Here is a 20479-nt window from a genome sequence, read left to right as displayed (position 1 = left end):
CGTATTACTCCATATGATATGTATGTATAGAGAAAGGAGAAATGAAATGACAGATGAAAGAATTGGGAATTTTATTAACGAGGGCGGTATAAGACTATTTAGATGTTTAGAAGTTATAGCCGAAAATATTTCGGGAAAATCTGAAATATTAGACCGCATTGCTGACGCACTGGAAGAAAATAGTTCGGTTAACATTGCACAGAGGGATAAACTGGGGCGTATTGCTGATACATTAGACGGCATCAATCAAGAATTGAGTTGCATAGCGGGACATTTAGAGTATTTATGTGATAAAGACCACCCGCTTGATGAATGTATTAGCAAAACGAGGGCAGGAAGTTTCCTGTGTGTGACTGGACACGTTACAACAAAGAACTACTAAATAAAAACGCCCTCATCGAATTAGACAAGGGCAGTATATCTATCTTAGCGCCCGCCAGCGTTTAAGAAATGATATACAAGTATTATAACATATATTTAGGGAAAGGAATAGGGAAATTATGATAAATTTAGCATTAACAAATGAAGAACTGGCAGTATTATGTGATGAAGAGGCGGAGAGAATGACACCAGATGAGGTGCTTGATGCCGTTACCGATATAATGGAAAACGAAAAGCCGGAAGATGTAGCAAATACTAGTAACATGGGAAAAATCTTGTTTATATCTCATAAAATGTATATGTTTGGTTTTATGAAAGCGATGCTTATGTTTAATGATGCAATAAAAAAAATATGTGAAGAGTTAGAAAAAGAAGAGCAGAACGCAACAAAAGAAAGGTAGGTGTTACATATGGCAATGATTAACGCTTATAAAAAGTGCTTGTGTTGTGGTAGAAAGTACCAAGCAACAGCACAAAGAGAAAAATGCTTGTGCGGTGGGTATTTGTATCTTGTTGGTGCAGTGTATCAGCCGAAAGTGAAGAAATAAAGGCTTTCTGTCCTCTGAGGGCTGGTACTACCAACCCAACCCTCAGCGATAGGAAAGAACGGTTTACATATACGTTAGATATGCATATTTTGAACGATTGAATGACTGCCCTTTCCGTGATGATACGCCAATATCAGAGCGGAACGGCAGGAAGAAAGGAGAAAAGGGAATGCTTTGCAGAAGTGATATGTTGAAAGAGATAAAAGGGGCTTTAGAGGATGCGTCTTATAGTGCTGTGAGAAACATTTATTATTATTGCATAGGTGCTGGGCTAATCGAAGAAAAAGAGGAGGAAGAGCATGAGTGTGAGAATTAAAGTATCATATACCACAGATGAGGAACTATGTGACGTATTGAAAAGGCTTTCGCCGGACGTGAGAGCCTGCAAGATAGCCAAGAAACAAACGGGGAAATATAAGAGGGCTTATGTGGATTTAAGAGCGGTTACAACGTCTGAGAATAAATAAGTATTGAAATGCTGATGTATTTGATATATAATGATTATATCAATTCTGAATACCGCACTATATTACCTCGTAGTGCAAGCCTAAAGGCGTGGGAATGACTTGATTGCAAGTTGTTTCTGCGTCTTTTTTTGTGTTTTGGGATTGATTACCTTCGTATAGAGTGCGGCATCACTTAAAACTGTGACAGTATCGTCTGCGGACGTAAAACGGAAAGGAGTTATAACATGGACGAAAATATGTTAGAGCAGGGCGTGGAGAACACGGAAGAGGCACAGGCTGCCAGTGTAGAAAATCAGGCAGGAACGCAAGACAATAAAGGGCAGGAGGCGGAACAGGAAAAGAAATATACTGACGCTGACGTTGACAAAATAGTTGCCCGTAAGATTGCGGCAGAGCGCAAAAGAATGTCAAAAATTTTTAATGAAGAGCAACAGGAAAACGAGTTAGAAGTTAGAGAAAGGAACGTCTTAAGGCGTGAATTAATGGCAGACGCAAAGGACTTGTTAATAAATGACGGGTTCCCGTCTTCTCTTGCGAAACTTCTAAATTATGACAGCGAAGAGAGTTTCGGAGAAAGTTACAAGGAGATGACGGGAATATTTAATGATGCCGTTCAGACAGCGTTAAAGGATAGATTACGAGGACATACACCAATAAGGGGAATGACATCAGGGAATAAAGAACTGACGAGAGAAAAAGCCTTTGCTGATGCTTTTGCGCCTAATGTACGTTAAGGGTGTAAAAATGGCTATAGATTTAGTAACAAAGTTTCTCCCCTATGTAGACGAAATGTTTACAACGGAGAGCAAAAAAACGCTCCTTACTAATCAAGATTTTAATTGGACGGGAGCACATACCGTAAAGGTATACAAAGTTAACACGGTACAGATGACAAACTATGACCGTGCCGGAACAGGTACAGGGGCAACCGGTTCGCGTTATGGGGCTGTAGCATCATTGGATGCGACTACTGAAGAATTTACTTTGAGGAAAGACCGTTCTTTCACGTTTGCGATTGATAAAATGGACACAGACGAAACAGAACAACAACTTGCGGGTGCGTCGGCTTTGGCCAGACAGCAAAGAGAAGTTATTATTCCGGAAGTAGATACCTATGTGTATAATGTCATGGCAACAGGGGCAGGAACAAAACCCGCAGCTGTTACCTTGACGCCTGAAAATATCTATGATGAGATTATTAAGGCAACAAATACCCTTGATAATGCAGAAGTAGAAGAAACTAGACGCGTTTTGGTAGTAACACCGGATATTTACACATTAATGAAGAAAAGCCCTGATATTGTGATGAATACGGACATCAGCAATGAAATGCGGTTGAAGGGTGTGATTTCAAACCTTGACGGTTTAACGGTTATTAAAGTGCCAGCGGTGAGATTACCGAAGAATTTCGGTTTTATGGTTGCGCATCCGTGTGCTACAGTCGCACCGACAAAACTGGAAGAGTACAAGGTGCATCAGGACCCGCCGGGAATTAGCGGTTCTCTTGTAGAGGGACGTATCGTATATGATGCTTTTATTTTAGATAACAAGAAAAAAGCAATCTACTATCAGGAAAACAAAACATCACAATAAAGGGAAGTGCCTCAGGTGCGAATATTGCACTTGGGGCTTTTATATACGTTAAGAATGTTAAGAAATGTTAAGGTTTCTAAAGTGATGAGGTGGTAAACATGGAAAACGAACAACTTGTTGCCCGCATTAAATCCGGCATAGATACCGCTGAGAATATGCTTGCATTATGGCGGCAGAACAAAGGCTTTATTCATCAAATGGCTGTGAAGTATTCCAACTATGCGGGAGTTTTCGGAGTGTGCAGAGGCGTAAAATGATACTAGAATGATACTAAAATAAATGTAATCTGTAAAAGTGATATAAAATAAGGAAGTAAATGGCTTAAATACATGGGAAAAAGGCTATAAAAACAAGCAAAAAGTCACCTTGCATAGTAGTTGTATAATTTTACATTTTGTGATAAACTATTTATAGTTGAATTGCAAAGGAGTTTTGAAAATGAGTCAAGAAAAAGTAAATCGTTATAAAGAGGAAAAAGCAAACCGTAAAGCAATAATGAAAAAGCAGAAGAGAATGAGAATACTCAGAAATACATTGACTGCGGTAGTTGTTGTAGGTGTTTTATCATGGATCGGATATTCAGGATATACTGCATATGTAGATAGTCAGCCGGTAGAGAAGGCAGAAGTTGACTATACTTCTATTGCTGAATATCTTACAGGTTTGGCAGAATAATAAAATATGAGAAAAAAGATGTATCTCCACGAAAGTGGAGATATTTTTTTGCCTTAAAATCCTAAAAAACTCTTGAAATGAGGGGAAAAGTGGTTTACAATAAATCCAAGTGGTAGAAAGTGGTGAATAGTGGTACTAAATGGGACATAAGTGGCAGACCCATTTGAAAGAAGGTGTTCCATATGCTGACAGGAGAATTTAATCATAGTATAGACGCAAAAGGCAGGTTGATTATTCCCTCCAAATTTCGAGAGGATCTTGGAGAAAACTTTGTGATAACAAAGGGATTAGATGGCTGCTTATTTCTGTATCCTGACAGTGAATGGAAGATTTTTGAGGAGAAACTAAGAACCTTACCGCTGACAAATAAAGACGCCAGAATATTTACCCGTTTCTTTTTGGGAAGTGCGGTAGATGGCGGCCTTGATAAACAAGGCAGAGTATTAATCTCTTCTGCACTCCGTAATTTTGCTGATTTGGAAAAAGAAGTGGTTCTTGTGGGAGTGCTGGACCGTGTAGAAATTTGGGACAAGGCAAAATGGGAGGAAAATAATACAGCAATAGAAGACAACATGGATGATATTGCAGGTCGTATGGAAGAATTGGGACTTAGCATTTAATCTGATATGGAGGTAGACATGACATTTGAACACAAATCCGTATTATTAGAAGAGACGGTAAATGGTCTGAACATCAAGCCAGACGGCATTTACGTAGATGGAACGCTTGGTGGAGGCGGACACGCTTTTGGAGTGTGTAAGCAGTTAAGTGACAAGGGGAGTTTTATAGGAATAGACCAGGATGAAGCAGCGATTGAGGCTGCGGGAATCCGCTTACGTGACTTCGGGGAGAAAGTTACAATAGTCAGAAGCAACTATTGTGATATGAAGTCGCAGCTTCAGAAACTTGGCATTGACAAAGTAGATGGGATCGTACTTGATTTGGGTGTATCATCTTATCAGTTAGATACAGCAGAGAGAGGATTTTCCTATCGTGTAGATGTACCTTTAGATATGAGAATGGACAGACGTCAGGAGATGACGGCAAAGGACATCGTCAATACGTATAGTGAGATGGAACTTTATCGCATTATTAGAGATTATGGGGAAGACAAATTTGCAAAAAATATTGCAAAGCATATTGTTTTGGAACGCGAGAAAGGTTCCATTGAAACTACCGGACAGTTAATAGAGATTATTAAACGTGCCATTCCGATGAAATTTCAGAAGAACGGGGGACACCCGGCAAAGAGAACATTTCAGGCAATTCGTATTGAATTGAACAGGGAATTAGACGTACTTAGAGATAGTTTAGATGAAATGATTGATATGTTGAATGAAAATGGGAGAATATGTATTATTACATTTCATTCATTAGAGGACAGAATTGTAAAGAGTATTTTCAGAAGAAACGAAAATCCATGCACCTGTCCGAGTCATTTTCCGGTATGTGTTTGCGGAAATGAGTCAAAGGGGAAAGTGATTACAAGAAAACCGATTCTTCCAAGTGCGGAAGAATTAGAATACAACAGTCGTTCAAAAAGTGCAAAATTGCGTATTTTTGAACGGTGTTAGGCAGATGACGGGAGATAAATAGTTAAGACAGAAGGGAGCATAAGCAGATGGAAACAAACAGAAGACCTGCTTATCGCAGACAAATTTACAATTATTATGATTATGGGAATACTGTTCGCAAACCAAATAATGCTCCACAAAGGCAGGATGAAACACATCGTGCAGAGCCGAAAAAGGTGAGCAGACAGATTAGACAGAATAGAAAAAATGCACTGCATATGAATAAGGGATATGTGGTGTTTTTGTCTATTGCAGTTGTGATTGCATTTGTAGTATGTTTGCAGTATTTACAGTTGCGTTCGGAATTGACGAACCGTTCACGAAACATTACTTCTTTACAAAGAGAACTTGCAGAGAAGAGAGAAGTGAATACAACGCGTTTTAATAATGCAGTAGATTCTGTGAATTTGGAGGAAGTTCGCAAGAAGGCAACGGAAGAACTGGGAATGGTTCACGCAGAGGAAGGTCAGATTATCACATATGATAATCCTACAGACAGCGATGTGAAGCAGTATAAAGATATTCCTAAGAGATAGTGTGTAGAACAGGCACAAGACAAATGGAAGGTGAATAAATGGCAGAAAATAGGAAAAAAAGGATTGGTCCAAAGTTTATCCGTAAAAAATTTCCTAAGAGAATGCAAAGAAAGCTGGTATTGGTATTTGGATTAACGATACTGGCTTTTGTTATACTTGTTGGAAAAGCGGTTAGAATTGTTGCACTGGATGGAGAAAGATACGAAAAAGCGGTGTTAGACCAACAGCAGAATAACAGTAGAATTATTCCTTTTAAAAGAGGCGATATATTAGATGCAAACGGAACGAAACTGGTGACAAGCGAACGTGTTTATAATGTGATTTTGGATGCGAAGGTTTTGCTTTCGGGAAAAGAAAAAGCGGTAACAGAAGCAAAGAAACAGACTCTGCAGGTACTGGAAAACTGCTTTGAGATTGACAAAGAAACGGTTTATACGATTTTAGAAGAAAAACCGGAAAGTCGTTATAATGTGTTGAAAAAGGGAGTGCCTTACAAACAATATCAGGCTTTTGAGAAACTAAAAGAAGATAAGGAAAATTATGGAAGTCTGAAAGGGGTTTGGCTGGAGGAAGATTATGTGAGAACATATCCGTATAATACTCTTGCAAGCGATTTACTCGGATTTACCGCATCGGGTAATGTGGGGAATGGCGGACTTGAGGCCTCGTATAATGATATATTAAATGGAATGGATGGAAGAGAATATGGGTATGTTGGAGAAACTTCTTCCGTAGAAAAAATTGTAAAAGAGGCGACGGACGGAAAGAGTCTTGTCACATCTATAGATTTGAATTTGCAGAGCATAATTGAAAAACATATTCGAGAGTTTAATGAGGAACATAAGAATGGTCCGAATAAAACAGGACTTGGAAGTAAAAATACGGCAGTTATTGCAATGCGTCCCGGAACGGGAGAAATTTTGGCGATGGCATCTTATCCTAACTTTGATTTGAATAATCCGAGAGATTTAAGTGGTCTGTTTTCGGAAGAACAGTTAAAAAAAATGAGTGAAGAGGATAAAATCAAAGAGTTAAATAAATTATGGAGAAATTTTTGTGTCAGTGATACATATGAACCGGGGTCTACCATAAAACCTTTTACGGTGGCAGCAGGTTTGGAAAACGGTACTCTAAAAGGGAATGAAACATATGTATGTCCGGGATATTTGGATGTGGGAGTATGGAGGATTAAATGTAATAAAAAAGATGGACATGGAACACAAAACTTAAAGCAGTCCATTGCGAATTCTTGTAATGTGGCGTTGATGCATATGGGAGATGCAATCGGTCCGGACGAATTTTCAAAATATCAGCATATTTTCGGTTTTGGAGAATATACAGGAATAGATTTGCCGGGGGAGGCATCTACGGAAAAACTTCTCTTTGATCCAAAGAAGATGGGTGATGCGGATTTGGCAACAAATGCGTTTGGACAGAACTTTAATGTGACGATGCTTCAATTGGCTGCAGGTTTTAATTCTTTGATTAACGGTGGAAATTATTATGAACCTCATGTAGTAAAACAGATTCGTGATGCAGATGGAAATGTTATAGAGAATAAAAGTCCTGTTTTGACCAAAAAAACTGTTTCAGAAGAAACGAGTAAATTAATTCGTACATACATGGAATCAACAGTTAAAGAAGGAACGGCAAAGTCAGCTCAGGTAGCAGGCTATGCGATTGGAGGTAAAACAGGAACAGCAGAAAAATATCCTCGTAACCATGGTAAAAATTTGATTTCTTTTATCGGGTATGCGCCTCAGGAGAATCCGGAAATAATGTTGTATGTTGTTATTGATGAGCCGAATGTAGAAAATCAGGCAAACAGCAGTTACGCTATAAAACTGGCACAGAAAATAATGGCAGAGGCGTTTCCATATATGAATATTACAAAAACAGAAACAAATTAGAAGAATAACCTCACAAGAGATTTAATACCCTATAGTAATAAATCTTTGTGAGGTTTTTGTGCGAAATAAGACATATAATAAAAAGAAAATTTTTGTTGTGTTTTTGTGTGCCATTTCCGTAATAGCATTGCTGATTGGCAGGCTTGCTTATTTAATGATAGCAGATGCACCGTATTATCAGAAAAGGGCGGAGGCACTTCACGAAAGAGAGAGGGAAATAAAGGCGGCAAGAGGAGAAATCATAGATGCGAAAGGAAAGGTGCTTGCGACTAATAAAACAGTATGTACTATTTCTGTTATTCACAGCCAAATAAAAGATAAAGAAAAGGTTATTCGTATTTTAAGTGATGAACTTGGACTTGAAGAGAGTTTTATTAGGAAAAAGGTGGAAAAAGTTTCTTCCATGGAGAGAATACAAACAAATGTAGATAAAAAAACGGGGGATAAAATTAGAGAATATGAACTTTCAGGGGTAAAAGTAGATGAAGATTTTAAACGATACTATCCTTTTGGAAATGTGGCATCAAAAGTTCTTGGATTTACAGGTGGAGATAATCAGGGGATTATCGGTTTGGAAGTAAAATATGAAGAGTATTTAAAAGGGAAAAACGGAAGAATTTTGACAACTACGGATGCACGCGGAGTGGAATTGGAGGGGATTGCGGAGGATAGAATAGAGGCAATTCCGGGAAATACACTTCATATAAGCATGGATTATAATATACAGAAGTATGCCCAGCAGGCAGCAGAAAAAGTGATGAAAGAAAAACAGGCAGATAAAGTATCTGTTTTAGTTATGAATGTACAAAATGGGGAAATACTGTCTATGGTAAATGTTCCGGAATTTAACTTAAATGAGCCATTCTCTTTACCTGAGAGTGAGAACACGGAAATTTCGGATGAAAAGAAACAGGAATTGTTAAATCAAATGTGGAGAAACGGTTGTATAAACGATACTTATGAGCCGGGGTCTACATTTAAGATTGTTACATCTGCACTTTGTTTGGAAGAAGGAGTTGTCAGGGAATCGGACAGATTCAGTTGTCCGGGATACAGAGTGGTAGAAAACAGAAGAATACGTTGTCATAAGGCGGGAGGACATGGGGGAGAAACATTTGTGCAGGGCGTACAGAACTCCTGCAATCCGGTATTCATCGATATAGGATTACGACTTGGTGTAGACAGATTTTATGACGGGTTTTATAAAATAGGCCTTATGGATAAGACGGGGATTGATCTTCCCGGTGAGGCAGGAACAATTATGCATAAAAAAACTAATATCGGACCGGTGGAACTTGCCACAATGTCTTTTGGACAGTCTTTTCAGATTACCCCAGTTCAATTGGCGGCAACGGTCAGTTCTATTATCAATGGAGGAAAAAGAGTTACCCCACATTTTGCAGTATGCGTAACAGATAAAAAGGGAAAAGAGGTGGAAAGGTTTCAATATGAAACAAAGCAAAACGGTATATCTGAGGAAACTTCAGGGAAAATGCGTACAATATTGGAGAGTGTGGTGTCGAAAGGTTCAGGAAAAAATGCCTATATACCCGGATATAAAATAGGTGGGAAAACAGCCACGTCACAAACACTTCCAAGAAGTGCAAATAAATATATTTCTTCTTTTATCGGTTTTGCGCCGGCGGATAATCCTAAAGTGGTTGCTTTGGTAGTTATCCATAATCCAAAAGGTGTTTATTATGGGGGAACTATCGCTGCGCCGGTTGTGCAGGATATATTTTCAAATATTCTATCCTATCTGGGAATTGAAAAAAACGATAAACTAGAGTATACTAATGAAATAAAAAAACAAAAGAGATAAAGAGGTGCGATATGGAGTATAATATTGTAATACCGGTGCTTGTAGCATTCGGATTAAGCGTGTTGTTAGGACCGGTTGTTATACCATTTTTGAGAAAACTGAAAATGGGACAGACGGAACGAGTGGACGGGGTACAGTCACACTTGAAAAAGGCAGGTACACCTACAATGGGTGGCGTGATTATTCTTGTCAGCGTGGCAGTTACATCTGTTTTTTATATTAAAGATTATCCAAAGATTATTCCGATTTTGTTTGTAACTCTCGGATTTGGTTTGATTGGATTTCTTGATGACTATTTGAAAGTAGTTATGAAACGCTCGGACGGATTGTTTCCGAAGCAGAAAATGGCATTACAGATTTTAGTAACTGCTGTATTTGCTTACTATATGGTGAACTTTACAGATGTATCATTAGATATGGTTATCCCATTTACAAACGGTAAAACTTGGGATATTGGCTGGCTTGCGATACCCCTTTTGTTTATCGTTGTGATTGGGACGGTAAACGGAGTAAACTTTACGGATGGTTTGGATGGATTGGCATCGAGCGTAACGGTGCTTGTTGCAACATTTTTTACAGTGGTTGCTATAGGAACGAAGAGCGGAGTTGAACCGATTACCTGTGCGGTAGTGGGAGCGTTGCTTGGATTTTTATTATTTAATGTGTATCCGGCAAGCGTATTTATGGGAGATACAGGTTCTCTCGCTTTAGGTGGCTTTGTTGCCTCTACGGCGTATATGTTGCAAATGCCTATTTTTATTGTGATTGTAGGATTGATTTATTTAGTAGAAGTTCTTTCGGTTATGATACAGGTAACGTATTTTAAGAAAACAGGTGGAAAACGTATTTTCAAAATGGCGCCGATTCATCATCATTTTGAGTTGTGCGGATGGTCCGAAACAAGAGTTGTTGCAGTATTTTCTATTATCACAGCAATTCTCTGTTTAATTGCACTTCTTGCAATGTAGGAGGCCGGAAATATGAATTTGAAGAAGAAAAAAGTACTTGTTTTCGGTTCGGGAATAAGCGGTATCGGAGCAACAAGACTGTTGGAGAAGCAGGGAGCAGACGTTATCTTATATGATGGAAAAGAAACGCTTGATAAGGAAGATCTGCTTAAAAAAATCGGAGAGGGCAGTAAGGCACAGATTATTTTAGGAGAATTGAAAGATGAAGTTATTAATTCTCTTGATATTGTGGTAATGAGTCCGGGAGTTCCTACGGATTTACCGATTGTCAATAAAATTCGAGAGAAGGGTGTGTGTATTTGGGGTGAGATTGAACTTGCTTATCGTGTTGGCAAGGGAGATGTTCTTGCCATTACAGGTACAAATGGAAAGACAACAACAACCGCTCTTCTCGGAGAGATAATGAAGGTGTGGAAAGATAGTGTATATGTTGTGGGGAATATCGGAACAGCGTACACTTCCATAGCAGACAAGACAACGGACAACACGATTATCGTAGCGGAAATCAGTAGTTTTCAGTTAGAAACCATTGAAGAATTTTGCCCAAAAGTGAGTGCGATTTTAAATATAACACCAGATCATTTAGACAGACACCATACTATGCAGGCATACATAGAGGCGAAAGAAACAATTGCAAAAAATCAAAATGGTAAAGATGTTTGTGTATTGAACTATGAAGATGCAGAAACGAGAAGTTTTAGTGAAAAGACAAAGGCAGTTGTTCTATTTTTCAGCAGTCAACGTAAACTGGATAGGGGCGTTTATTTGGAAAATGATGTTATCACTTATGCAGAAGAGGGAAAACGTGTGGAAATTTGCCATGTAGATGAGTTGAAATTACTTGGAGTACATAACTATGAAAATGTTATGGCAGCAGTTGGAATGGCAATCGCTTATCATGTTCCGGTAGAGATTATCCGACAGAGTGTAAAGCGTTTTGGCGGTGTTGAACATCGTATAGAATACGTTTGTGAGAAAAACGGCGTCGTTTACTATAACGATTCAAAGGGAACAAATCCAGATGCTGCAATTAAGGCGATTTCTGCAATGAACAGACCGACCTATCTGATTGGAGGAGGTTATGATAAAGATGCCTCTTATGAAGAATGGATACAAAGTTTTGGAGGAAAAGTACGAAAACTCGTCCTTATCGGTCAGACGAAAGAAAAGATAGCGGAAACCGCAAAACTGTGTGGTTTTAACGATACAATACTTGCGGACAGTTTGGATGAGGCAGTTTCAATCTGTTCAAAACAGGCAAAAGACGGAGAGGCAGTATTACTTTCTCCGGCGTGTGCAAGTTGGGGAATGTTTAAAAATTATGAAGAACGTGGAGATAAATTTAAAGAACTTGTAAATGCTTTATAAGGAGTTGGTTCACAGGTGTCCCAGAAAGGTAAAAAGAGAAGATATGATTATAGTCTTCTCACAGCGGTATTTCTCCTTGTTGGAATTGGACTGGTTATTTTATACAGTACAAGTGCCTATAATGGAGAAGTAAAATTCCACGATTCATTTTATTACTTAAAGAAGCAGGCCTTTGCAACGATATTGGGAATTATACTGATGTTTGTAATGGCAAATATTGATTATCACATATGGCAGTATTTTGCGGTGTTTGCATATATAATTGCGTTGATTTTATCGACAGCAGTACTGTTTATCGGTGATGAATATAACGGTTCTAAAAGATGGTTATCTTTGGGACCGTTTTCTTTTCAGCCGTCAGAATATGCCAAGGTAGCGTTGATTTTGTTTTTATCTTATATTGTAATGAAAAATGTGAAAGAAATTGACAAAGTACGTACTCTGATTAAAATTATTGCTAGTACTCTTCCGATAGTGGCATTGGTAGGTTCTAACAATTTAAGTACGGCGGTAATTATACTTGGTATTGCCATTATTTTGATTTTTGTTTCCAGTCCGAAATATACACAGTTTATTACCATGGGAATTTTGGCAGTGGGATTTCTTGGAATTTTTTTGGCATTAGAGAGTTATCGTTTAGAAAGACTTGCCATTTGGAGAAATCCGGAAAAATATGAGAAAGGTTATCAGACGCTGCAGGGATTATATGCAATTGGTTCAGGCGGATTATTTGGAAGAGGGCTTGGTTCCAGCATTCAGAAACTGGGATTTGTTCCGGAAGCACAAAACGATATGATTTTTTCTATTATCTGCGAGGAACTTGGACTTTTTGGTGCAATTTTTATCATTATTCTGTTTGTTATACTGATCTGGAGGTTTTTTGTTATCGCAGTTCATGCAAAAGATTTGTTCGGAGCGTTAATTGCAACGGGGGCAATGGGGCATATAATGATTCAGGTTATTCTAAATATTGCTGTTGTAACCAACTCCATACCGAATACGGGGATTACGTTGCCGTTTATCAGTTATGGAGGAACTTCGGTTATGTTTCTTTTACTGGAAATGGGGCTTGTACTAAGTGTATCTAATCTGATAAAATAGAAGAGATACAGGAGGAGTGTAATGAAAAAGCAAAAGAAAATGGGGCGTACCATATATGCGCTTACCGTATTAATATTGGGGATTTTAATTATTGTTATGTCGGTTTTACTTCTTTTTCATGTGCAGACGATAGAAGTGTCTGGAAATAAATATGTAAATAGCAGTGAAATTGGCGACAGTATACAAAAGAATAGCAGAACAAAGAACTCGCTATATCTTTTAGGTAAAAACCTGTTGGGAAAAATAGAATATCCGAAAGCAGTTGTTTCGGCAAAAATACGACTGAAAACTCCGTGGAGTATTAAGGTTCAAGTAAAGGAGAAAAAGATTACAGCGTATGCAGTTATTGATGATGAGTACGTGTACTTTGACGAAAAGGGAATGGTACTTTGTAAATCTGCAATACTTATGGAAGGAATACCATGTGTAGAAGGAATTTCTGCAAATGCTGAACTTTACAAAAAACTTCCGGTAGAAGAAAAACGTCTTTTTAGTAATATTGATGCCATGTTGACGGCATTGGATAAATGGAAAATAAAACCGGAGCGAATTGTCAGTGAAGGAGCGGATTTAACTATTTATATAGGAGAAGTCTGCATCACATTGGGAAGCGGAAGAATGGAAGAAAAAGTGAGTCAGTTATCTCCTGTTTTAAAAAAGTTGGAAGGAAAAACCGGAACGCTTGATTTAAGACATTATGGCGAAGCAACGGAAACAATTACTTTTAAAGAGGGAGAATTACCAAAAAAGGAAGAAGAAACGCCTGATAAAAAATAAAATGTACAAAAAATAAGAAAATAGGAAAAATGCTATTGATTATTTGACAAAAAGTAGATATTATATACCTATATGGCTGAAACTGCCACTTTGCAGGGAAGTATAAGGCGAATAAGGAACACGAAGGAGGAGAAACTCTTGTTAGAAATTAAAACAAATGAATCAGATGCAGCAGCAAAAATAATTGTAGTTGGTGTAGGCGGTGGCGGTAACAATGCTGTAAACCGAATGATAGATGAACAAATCGCTGGAGTAGAATTTATTGCAATCAATACAGATAAACAGGCATTGCAATTATGTAAAGCACCAACACTTATGCAGATAGGAGATAAACTTACTAAAGGTCTTGGTGCGGGAGCAAAACCTGAAGTAGGAGAAAAAGCAGCAGAAGAAAGCGCAGAAGAAATCGCTTCAGCACTTAAAGGAGCAGACATGGTGTTTGTTACTTGCGGTATGGGAGGCGGTACAGGTACAGGTGCGACACCGGTTGTGGCACGTATCGCAAAAGAACAGGGAGCATTGACAGTAGGTGTTGTGACAAAACCTTTCCGTTTTGAGTCAAAAGCACGTATGAACAACGCTCTTGCAGGAATTGAAAAATTAAAAGAAAATGTTGACACACTTATCGTTATTCCAAATGATAAATTATTAGAAATTGTTGACAGAAGAACAACTATGCCGGAAGCGTTAAAGAAAGCAGATGAAGTATTACAGCAAGGTATTCAGGGTATTACAGACTTAATTAATGTACCATCATTAATTAACCTTGACTTTGCAGATGTACAGACAGTTATGGTTGATAAAGGTATTGCACATATCGGTATCGGTAAAGGAAAAGGTGAAGACAAAGCACTTGACGCTGTCAAGGAAGCAGTTGCCAGCCCTCTTCTTGAAACAACAATCGCAGGTGCTTCACACGTTATTATTAACGTGTCAGGAGATATTTCTCTCATGGATGCAAGTGATGCGGCAGAATATGTTCAGGAATTAGCAGGAGAAGAAGCGAACATTATCTTTGGTGCAATGTATGATGATACAAAACAGGATGAGGCAACAATTACTGTTATCGCAACAGGGCTTCACAATGTTGGGGGTGCTACTTCTAAATTGAAACAGAGATTAGAAGGACAGAAAACAGCATTTCATCAGACAATTCAACAAAAAGAAGAAGTGCAGACACCAAAAATCGACTTAACAAAAAATGTTGCACATACACAGTTCCAGAGTCAGACAGCAAATCATACAAGCAGTGTGAATAATGAACAAAAAACATACGGTGGAGCAACACCGACTCTTCAGACACCAAAAGTGCCAACAAGTTCCGTGAAAGAACAGACAATAAAAATTCCTGATTTTTTTAAAAGATAGGATATAAAGGTATAGAAAAAACGGATTGCGTGATTATGCAATCCGTTTTTTTATATCTTTTTTTGACTTGTTTTGTCGAAAAAAAATCAAGTTCCATTTTCATTATACGACATTTTTTTTAATAACGACAATTTATAATAAATATGTTGCCGGAGAGAAAGAAGGTGGGCGATGTACTATGAGTTATATGTAGATGTGTTTTTTTTAATGAATTTTATGATGGATTTTTTGCTTCTTCTTCTTGCAAAAAAGATATTAAAATGTTCTGCCACACATGGAAATATTTGTTTGGGAAGTTTAGTCGGAAGTCTGCTAACCTGTTTGGGTATTATACTTCCTGCAAAAAGTGCAGTATTAAAATTGATTTTATTTCATATGGTTATAAATATAGCCATGATTTACATAGGTTTGCACGTACATACTCTTCGGGACATTGCTCGGGCGTGGATAGCTCTGTATATCGGAGGGTTTTTACTGGGTGGTGTATTTACTTATTTTCAACAATATTTGAAAATAGGAAGTCTTTTTTTTGCTGTTGCGGTACTCAGTTATTGGGTTGTACAGGGGATATGGTCTTTTGTTATATGTATGCAGAGGGTCAATCAAAAGGAATGCGATGTGACTTTGTATCGGAACGGACAAAAATGTACTATCCATGCCCTCATTGATACAGGAAACAGTCTTTCAGACCCTTTGACAAAACAACCCGTATGCATTGTAGAGGAAAGAGTGGTTGAAAGATGGCTGCACGAGGAAGAAATAAAGAAGTTAAGACGTATATTTTTCCATTCGATAGGGAAGGATTGCGGAACTCTTCCGGTGTTAGAGTTGGAAAAAATGTGTATACATAATGAAAAAGAATGTTGGGTAATGAAACCGATTATCGCACTGTGTGAAGATAGAATTTCAGCGGATGGCGAGTACGGAATGATTTTAAATCCCGATATATTTTAGGAGGAAAAAAGAATGGTCATAAAAGTAGCGGTACCAAATCAGTTTAAATTAAAAGTTATATCAAATTTTCGGACATTTTTATTTCCGGAAAAAAAGGATATTCATTATATAGGAGGTTCAGACGTACTTCCTGCACCTTTGGAAACGGAGGAGGAAACGGCGGTCATCGAAAAACTTGGTACGGAAACGGACGATGTGGCGAAAAAAACATTGATAGAGCATAATCTTCGTTTAGTTGTTTACATAGCAAAGAAATTTGATAATACAGGAGTGGGAGTGGAAGATTTAATTTCCATAGGAACGATAGGGTTAATTAAAGCAATCAATACATTTAATCCGATGAAAAATATTAAATTGGCGACTTATGCGTCAAGATGTATTGAGAATGAGATTTTAATGTATTTGCGAAGAAATAATAAAACGAAACTGGAAGTGTCCATTGATGAACCATTGAATGTGGATTGGGATGGAAATGAGTTGCTGTTGTCGGATATTTTAGGAACTGAGGAAGATACAATTTATAGAGATTTAGAAACGGAAGTGGAAAGAAAATTATTGATGAAAGCCATAAATCGTTTATCTAACCGAGAGAAAACAATTGTGCAGATGCGTTTTGGCATCGGTACAAAGGATGGAGAGGAAAAAACACAGAAAGAGGTTGCGGATATACTAGGGATTTCACAGTCTTATATTTCCAGATTGGAGAAAAAAATTATGCAGCGTCTAAAAAGAGAAATTGTGAGATATGAATAAATAAAATATTAAATATTAGAAATTAATATCAATTTCCAACAAAAAGTGTTACAATAAAAAGAAAAAAGGGGTTGAGATTATGAAACTGACATTTATCGGTGCAGCACATGAAGTGACGGGAAGTTGCCATCTGTTAGAGGCTTGTAATAAGACAATCTTAATCGATTGCGGTATGGAACAGGGACCGGATTTATATGAAAATCAGGAATTACCTATTGTTCCGAGCAATATAGACTGTGTACTTCTGACGCATGCGCATATCGACCATTCAGGTCTTATCCCAATGTTATGTAAACAGGGATTTAGAGGTCAGATAGTTACCACTTTTGCTACATCAGATTTGTGTAACATTATGCTTCGTGATAGTGCGCATATTCAGGAATTTGAAGCAGAATGGCGAAATCGTAAAGCAAGACGTTCCGGTGCGGCTTTGTATGAACCGCTTTATGAAATGCAGGATGCTTTGGACGCAATTGAACTTTTAGCGCCGTGTGACTATAACCAAAAGATAGAACTTTATGATGGTATATCAGTTCGGTTTACGGATATAGGTCATTTGTTAGGATCAGCTTGCGTGGAAATCTGGATTAAAGAAGATGGAGTGGAGAAGAAAATCGTATTTTCGGGAGATGTAGGCAACATAAATCAACCGATTATTAAAGATCCTACACAGGTAAAAGAAGCGGATTATGTTGTGATTGAATCAACATATGGAAACAGGCTTCATGGCGAGGAAACACCGGACTATGTCGGAGAATTTACCCGTATATTAAATGAAACATTTGCCAGAGGAGGAAATGTTGTTATTCCGTCTTTTGCAGTTGGACGTACGCAGGAACTTCTATATTTTATCAGAGAAATAAAAGAGAAAAATTTGGTGACGGCATATCCAAATTTTGAAGTGTATGTGGATAGTCCTCTTGCCATAGAGGCAACAAATGTATTTACGAAAAACACAAAGGGATGTTTTGACGAAGATGCAATGAAACTTGTGGAGGAAGGAATTAATCCGCTTGTTTTTCCGGGATTGAAACTTTCTACAACAAGTGATGATTCCAGAGCAATCAACTTTGACGAGCGTCCGAAAGTAATTATTTCTGCATCGGGTATGTGTGAGGCAGGGCGTATTCGACATCATTTAAAACATAATCTTTGGAGAGCGGAATGTACAATTTTATTTGTAGGCTATCAGGCTGTAGGAACACTTGGAAGGAAATTGATTGAGGGAGCACCTCTTGTAAAACTTTTTGGTGAGGAAATAGAAGTGAGCGCTCACATTGAAACATTAAAAGGAATAAGTGGTCATGCAGACATGAAAGGGCTTTTAGACTGGCTTTCGGGATTTGAAACGGATATTCAGCATGTATTTGTTGTACACGGTGAAGATACGGTAACAGATGAATTTGCAAATACGATTACAGAGAAATTCGGTTATTCTGCATTTGCTCCGTATTCAGGAGGATGCGTGGATTTGGCAGAAAATGTCATTTTAAGTGAAGGCGTTAAAGTACGCAAGAAAGCAGAAGAAAAACCTGCTGCCATCCGTGCAATGACAGTATTTAACAGAGTTGTTATGGCAGGTAAACGTCTGATGAGCGTTATTATGAAAAACGAAGGTCTGGCAAATAAAGATTTGGCAAAATTTGAAACACAAATTCAAAATCTTGCAGATAAATGGGACAGATAATTGTCAAGGGCTAAAAGTTTACTATAATTTAATAAAGAATGAATATAAGGAGCCATTTTGTAAATCCTTTTCTTATAAAGAAAAATGAGGAGGTAACAAAATGGCTCTTAATAAAGTGGAAATATGCGGTGTAAATACGGCAAAACTTCCGCTTCTGAAAGAAGAAGAGAAAGAGGCGTTGTTTGTTCGGATAAAGGCAGGAGATGAAGAGGCAAAAGAGGAATATATAAAAGGAAATTTAAGACTTGTTTTGAGTGTGATTAAGAGATTTTCTAACAGTAATGAAAATCCTGATGATTTATTTCAAATAGGGTGTATCGGTTTGATTAAAGCAATTAATAATTTTAACACGGAATTAAATGTGAAATTTTCTACTTATGCAGTACCGATGATTATCGGGGAAATCCGAAGATATATGCGTGATAATAATTCTATTCGTGTTAGCCGTTCGCTCAGGGATACGGCGTATAAAGCGATATATGCGAAAGAGGGATATATGAAAACTCATTTGAAAGAGCCGACCATACAAGAGATTGCAAGTGAGATAGGTATTTCAAAAGAGGAGATTGTACAGGCGTTGGACGCCATACAAATGCCGATGAGCCTCCATGAACCGATTTATAATGATGGCGGAGATACGTTGTATGTAATGGATCAGATCAGTGATAAAAAGAATAAGGAAGAAAATTGGATAGAGGAGTTATCGTTGGCTGAAGCGATGGGGCGTTTGGGAGAACGTGAGAGAAAAATTATTCAAATGCGTTTTTTTGAGGGGAAAACACAAATGGAGATAGCAGGAGAAATTCATATTTCTCAGGCACAGGTAAGCAGACTTGAAAAAAACGCACTTCAATCAATGAAGCAATATCTGGTCAATTAGAAGAAATGAAAAAGATGAAAAGTAAATTTTCATCTTTTTTGTGCAGTTTTTATGGTTGAATTTTAATGGAAACCATAATATTATAAAGGATATAAAGGAGTGACACAATGTATAAAGTATGTATATTTGATTTAGACGGGACACTGACAGATACATTGGAATCCATTACATATTCAGTGAATAAGACGTTAGATGAACTGGGATTTGCCAATATTACAATGGAGCAATGCAGACAGTTTGTAGGTGACGGGGCTAGAGTGCTTATGGAGCGCACCCTTCGGGCAGTCGGAGATATTAAACTGGAGAAAATTGAATGTGCAATGAAGGTATATGGACGCATATTTGGAGAGAATTGTACATATCATGTTACTGCATATGAAGGTATTGTGGATATGCTGGACAGATTGGAAGAATGTGGAATAAAGACAGCGGTTCTTTCTAATAAACCACATCAGCAGAGTATTGATGTGGTGACGAAAATACTGGGAGAAGACAGATTTTCCTGTGTAAACGGCCAGAGAGAAGGCATAGAGAAGAAGCCTGATCCGGCAGGAGTCTTTGAAACGATGAATGTTTTAAGTGTAACGAAAGAAGAATGCCTTTACATAGGGGATTCAGAGGTTGATGTGGAAACTGCAAGGCGAGCAGGTCTTACGTCCGTAGGAGTGTCTTGGGGGTTCCGTAGCAGAGAAGTTTTGCAGAATGCAGGAGCAGATTATATTATTGACAAACCATGTGAACTGTTGAAACTTGTATAATGAGAGATGAATTAGGAGGATAAGAAAAATGTATGAATATGATGAAGAATGTTTACAGGTATTTTTAAAGAAACAGGGGCAGTTATTTGATGAGCCGGTTGCTGAAACATTGGAAGAGGCAGAAGCATTTCTTGAAGATTGTATGGCGGCAGTTGTAGATTCTATTGAGGAAGTAAGAGAGTATTTTGACGAAAGCGGTGCAGATGTAGACGGAATGTCGGAAGAAGAATTGGAAGATGCGTCAGAAGTATTTGCATTGCCGGACGGCAGATATTTAGTAGTGGAAGCGTAATGGGGGGCGGTCGAAAGACTGCCTTTTTTGATGGGAGATTATTATTTCTTTTAAGTCGGATAATTAT

Annotated in this window: 25 protein-coding genes; all 25 read left to right on the top strand. The window is 38.0% G+C overall.

Features of this window, described 5'->3' with window-relative positions:
• The first annotated feature begins 46 nt into the window (after positions 1 to 46).
• Entirely contained in the window at positions 47 to 382 is a 336-nt protein-coding gene (locus tag ACYPXO_RS02680; RefSeq protein WP_459639147.1) for a hypothetical protein, read from the top strand.
• Positions 383 to 500: 118 nt separating this feature from the next.
• On the top strand, positions 501 to 782 hold the full coding sequence (locus ACYPXO_RS02675; RefSeq protein ID WP_459639146.1) for a hypothetical protein: 282 nt from the start codon (positions 501 to 503) through the stop codon (positions 780 to 782).
• A gap of 9 nt (positions 783 to 791) precedes the next feature.
• Entirely contained in the window at positions 792 to 929 is a 138-nt protein-coding gene (locus tag ACYPXO_RS02670) for a hypothetical protein (RefSeq protein ID WP_459639145.1), read from the top strand.
• Between the two features lie 169 nt (positions 930 to 1098).
• Positions 1099 to 1245 carry a hypothetical protein gene (locus ACYPXO_RS02665; RefSeq protein ID WP_459639144.1) on the top strand — a complete coding sequence of 49 codons (147 nt, stop codon included), beginning with the start codon at positions 1099 to 1101 and terminating at the stop codon, positions 1243 to 1245.
• Positions 1229 to 1396 carry a PH domain-containing protein gene (locus ACYPXO_RS02660; RefSeq protein WP_459639143.1) on the top strand — a complete coding sequence of 56 codons (168 nt, stop codon included), beginning with the start codon at positions 1229 to 1231 and terminating at the stop codon, positions 1394 to 1396. The genes ACYPXO_RS02665 and ACYPXO_RS02660 overlap by 17 nt, the downstream gene beginning before the upstream one ends.
• Before the next feature lie 224 nt (positions 1397 to 1620).
• The gene (locus tag ACYPXO_RS02655) at positions 1621 to 2130 is read left to right on the top strand and encodes a capsid assembly scaffolding protein Gp46 family protein (RefSeq protein WP_459639142.1); all 510 of its coding nucleotides are present in this window, start codon (positions 1621 to 1623) and stop codon (positions 2128 to 2130) included.
• A 10-nt stretch (positions 2131 to 2140) separates the two neighbouring features.
• Complete coding sequence (locus ACYPXO_RS02650; RefSeq protein WP_459639141.1) at positions 2141 to 2989, top strand: hypothetical protein; 849 nt, start codon at positions 2141 to 2143, stop codon at positions 2987 to 2989.
• A gap of 98 nt (positions 2990 to 3087) precedes the next feature.
• On the top strand, positions 3088 to 3246 hold the full coding sequence (locus ACYPXO_RS02645; protein WP_459639140.1) for a hypothetical protein: 159 nt from the start codon (positions 3088 to 3090) through the stop codon (positions 3244 to 3246).
• Positions 3247 to 3427: 181 nt separating this feature from the next.
• On the top strand, positions 3428 to 3664 hold the full coding sequence (locus ACYPXO_RS02640; protein ID WP_459639139.1) for a hypothetical protein: 237 nt from the start codon (positions 3428 to 3430) through the stop codon (positions 3662 to 3664).
• Between the two features lie 182 nt (positions 3665 to 3846).
• Positions 3847 to 4284, top strand: a complete 438-nt coding sequence (gene mraZ / locus ACYPXO_RS02635) for a division/cell wall cluster transcriptional repressor MraZ (RefSeq protein WP_459639138.1) — start codon at positions 3847 to 3849, stop codon at positions 4282 to 4284.
• 18 nt (positions 4285 to 4302) lie between these two features.
• Positions 4303 to 5238, top strand: coding sequence for a 16S rRNA (cytosine(1402)-N(4))-methyltransferase RsmH (gene rsmH, locus ACYPXO_RS02630; protein WP_459639137.1), 936 nt, complete (start codon positions 4303 to 4305; stop codon positions 5236 to 5238).
• 47 nt (positions 5239 to 5285) lie between these two features.
• Complete coding sequence (locus tag ACYPXO_RS02625; RefSeq protein WP_459639136.1) at positions 5286 to 5774, top strand: hypothetical protein; 489 nt, start codon at positions 5286 to 5288, stop codon at positions 5772 to 5774.
• A gap of 38 nt (positions 5775 to 5812) precedes the next feature.
• The gene (locus ACYPXO_RS02620; protein WP_459639135.1) at positions 5813 to 7684 is read left to right on the top strand and encodes a peptidoglycan D,D-transpeptidase FtsI family protein; all 1872 of its coding nucleotides are present in this window, start codon (positions 5813 to 5815) and stop codon (positions 7682 to 7684) included.
• Positions 7685 to 7742: 58 nt separating this feature from the next.
• A complete protein-coding gene (locus ACYPXO_RS02615) occupies positions 7743 to 9506 on the top strand; it encodes a peptidoglycan D,D-transpeptidase FtsI family protein (protein WP_459639134.1) in 1764 nt (587 codons plus the stop codon).
• Between the two features lie 11 nt (positions 9507 to 9517).
• Positions 9518 to 10474, top strand: a complete 957-nt coding sequence (mraY, locus tag ACYPXO_RS02610) for a phospho-N-acetylmuramoyl-pentapeptide-transferase (protein WP_459639133.1) — start codon at positions 9518 to 9520, stop codon at positions 10472 to 10474.
• 12 nt (positions 10475 to 10486) lie between these two features.
• Positions 10487 to 11842: a UDP-N-acetylmuramoyl-L-alanine--D-glutamate ligase gene (gene murD, locus ACYPXO_RS02605; protein ID WP_459639132.1), complete on the top strand. Its 1356-nt coding sequence runs from the start codon at positions 10487 to 10489 to the stop codon at positions 11840 to 11842.
• Positions 11843 to 11857: 15 nt separating this feature from the next.
• Positions 11858 to 12943 carry an FtsW/RodA/SpoVE family cell cycle protein gene (locus ACYPXO_RS02600; RefSeq protein ID WP_459639131.1) on the top strand — a complete coding sequence of 362 codons (1086 nt, stop codon included), beginning with the start codon at positions 11858 to 11860 and terminating at the stop codon, positions 12941 to 12943.
• A 21-nt stretch (positions 12944 to 12964) separates the two neighbouring features.
• Positions 12965 to 13720, top strand: coding sequence for a cell division protein FtsQ/DivIB (locus ACYPXO_RS02595; protein ID WP_459639130.1), 756 nt, complete (start codon positions 12965 to 12967; stop codon positions 13718 to 13720).
• A gap of 138 nt (positions 13721 to 13858) precedes the next feature.
• Positions 13859 to 15088, top strand: a complete 1230-nt coding sequence (gene ftsZ / locus ACYPXO_RS02590; protein WP_459639129.1) for a cell division protein FtsZ — start codon at positions 13859 to 13861, stop codon at positions 15086 to 15088.
• A gap of 171 nt (positions 15089 to 15259) precedes the next feature.
• Positions 15260 to 16042 (top strand): sigma-E processing peptidase SpoIIGA, encoded by a 783-nt coding sequence (locus ACYPXO_RS02585; RefSeq protein ID WP_459639128.1) that lies wholly within the window; start codon positions 15260 to 15262, stop codon positions 16040 to 16042.
• Positions 16043 to 16054: 12 nt separating this feature from the next.
• Entirely contained in the window at positions 16055 to 16795 is a 741-nt protein-coding gene (gene sigE / locus ACYPXO_RS02580) for an RNA polymerase sporulation sigma factor SigE (protein ID WP_459639127.1), read from the top strand.
• 79 nt (positions 16796 to 16874) lie between these two features.
• On the top strand, positions 16875 to 18482 hold the full coding sequence (locus tag ACYPXO_RS02575; protein WP_459639126.1) for an MBL fold metallo-hydrolase RNA specificity domain-containing protein: 1608 nt from the start codon (positions 16875 to 16877) through the stop codon (positions 18480 to 18482).
• A gap of 100 nt (positions 18483 to 18582) precedes the next feature.
• The gene (gene sigG, locus ACYPXO_RS02570; protein WP_459639125.1) at positions 18583 to 19362 is read left to right on the top strand and encodes an RNA polymerase sporulation sigma factor SigG; all 780 of its coding nucleotides are present in this window, start codon (positions 18583 to 18585) and stop codon (positions 19360 to 19362) included.
• Positions 19363 to 19469: 107 nt separating this feature from the next.
• Positions 19470 to 20120 carry an HAD family hydrolase gene (locus tag ACYPXO_RS02565; protein WP_459639124.1) on the top strand — a complete coding sequence of 217 codons (651 nt, stop codon included), beginning with the start codon at positions 19470 to 19472 and terminating at the stop codon, positions 20118 to 20120.
• Between the two features lie 28 nt (positions 20121 to 20148).
• Complete coding sequence (locus ACYPXO_RS02560; protein WP_009460507.1) at positions 20149 to 20412, top strand: glyoxalase; 264 nt, start codon at positions 20149 to 20151, stop codon at positions 20410 to 20412.
• Positions 20413 to 20479 lie beyond the last annotated feature (67 nt).

Source organism: Faecalimonas canis (assembly GCF_054601575.1).
Note: the sequence above shows the minus strand (reverse complement) of the source record. Positions and strands in the feature narration are given on the sequence as shown.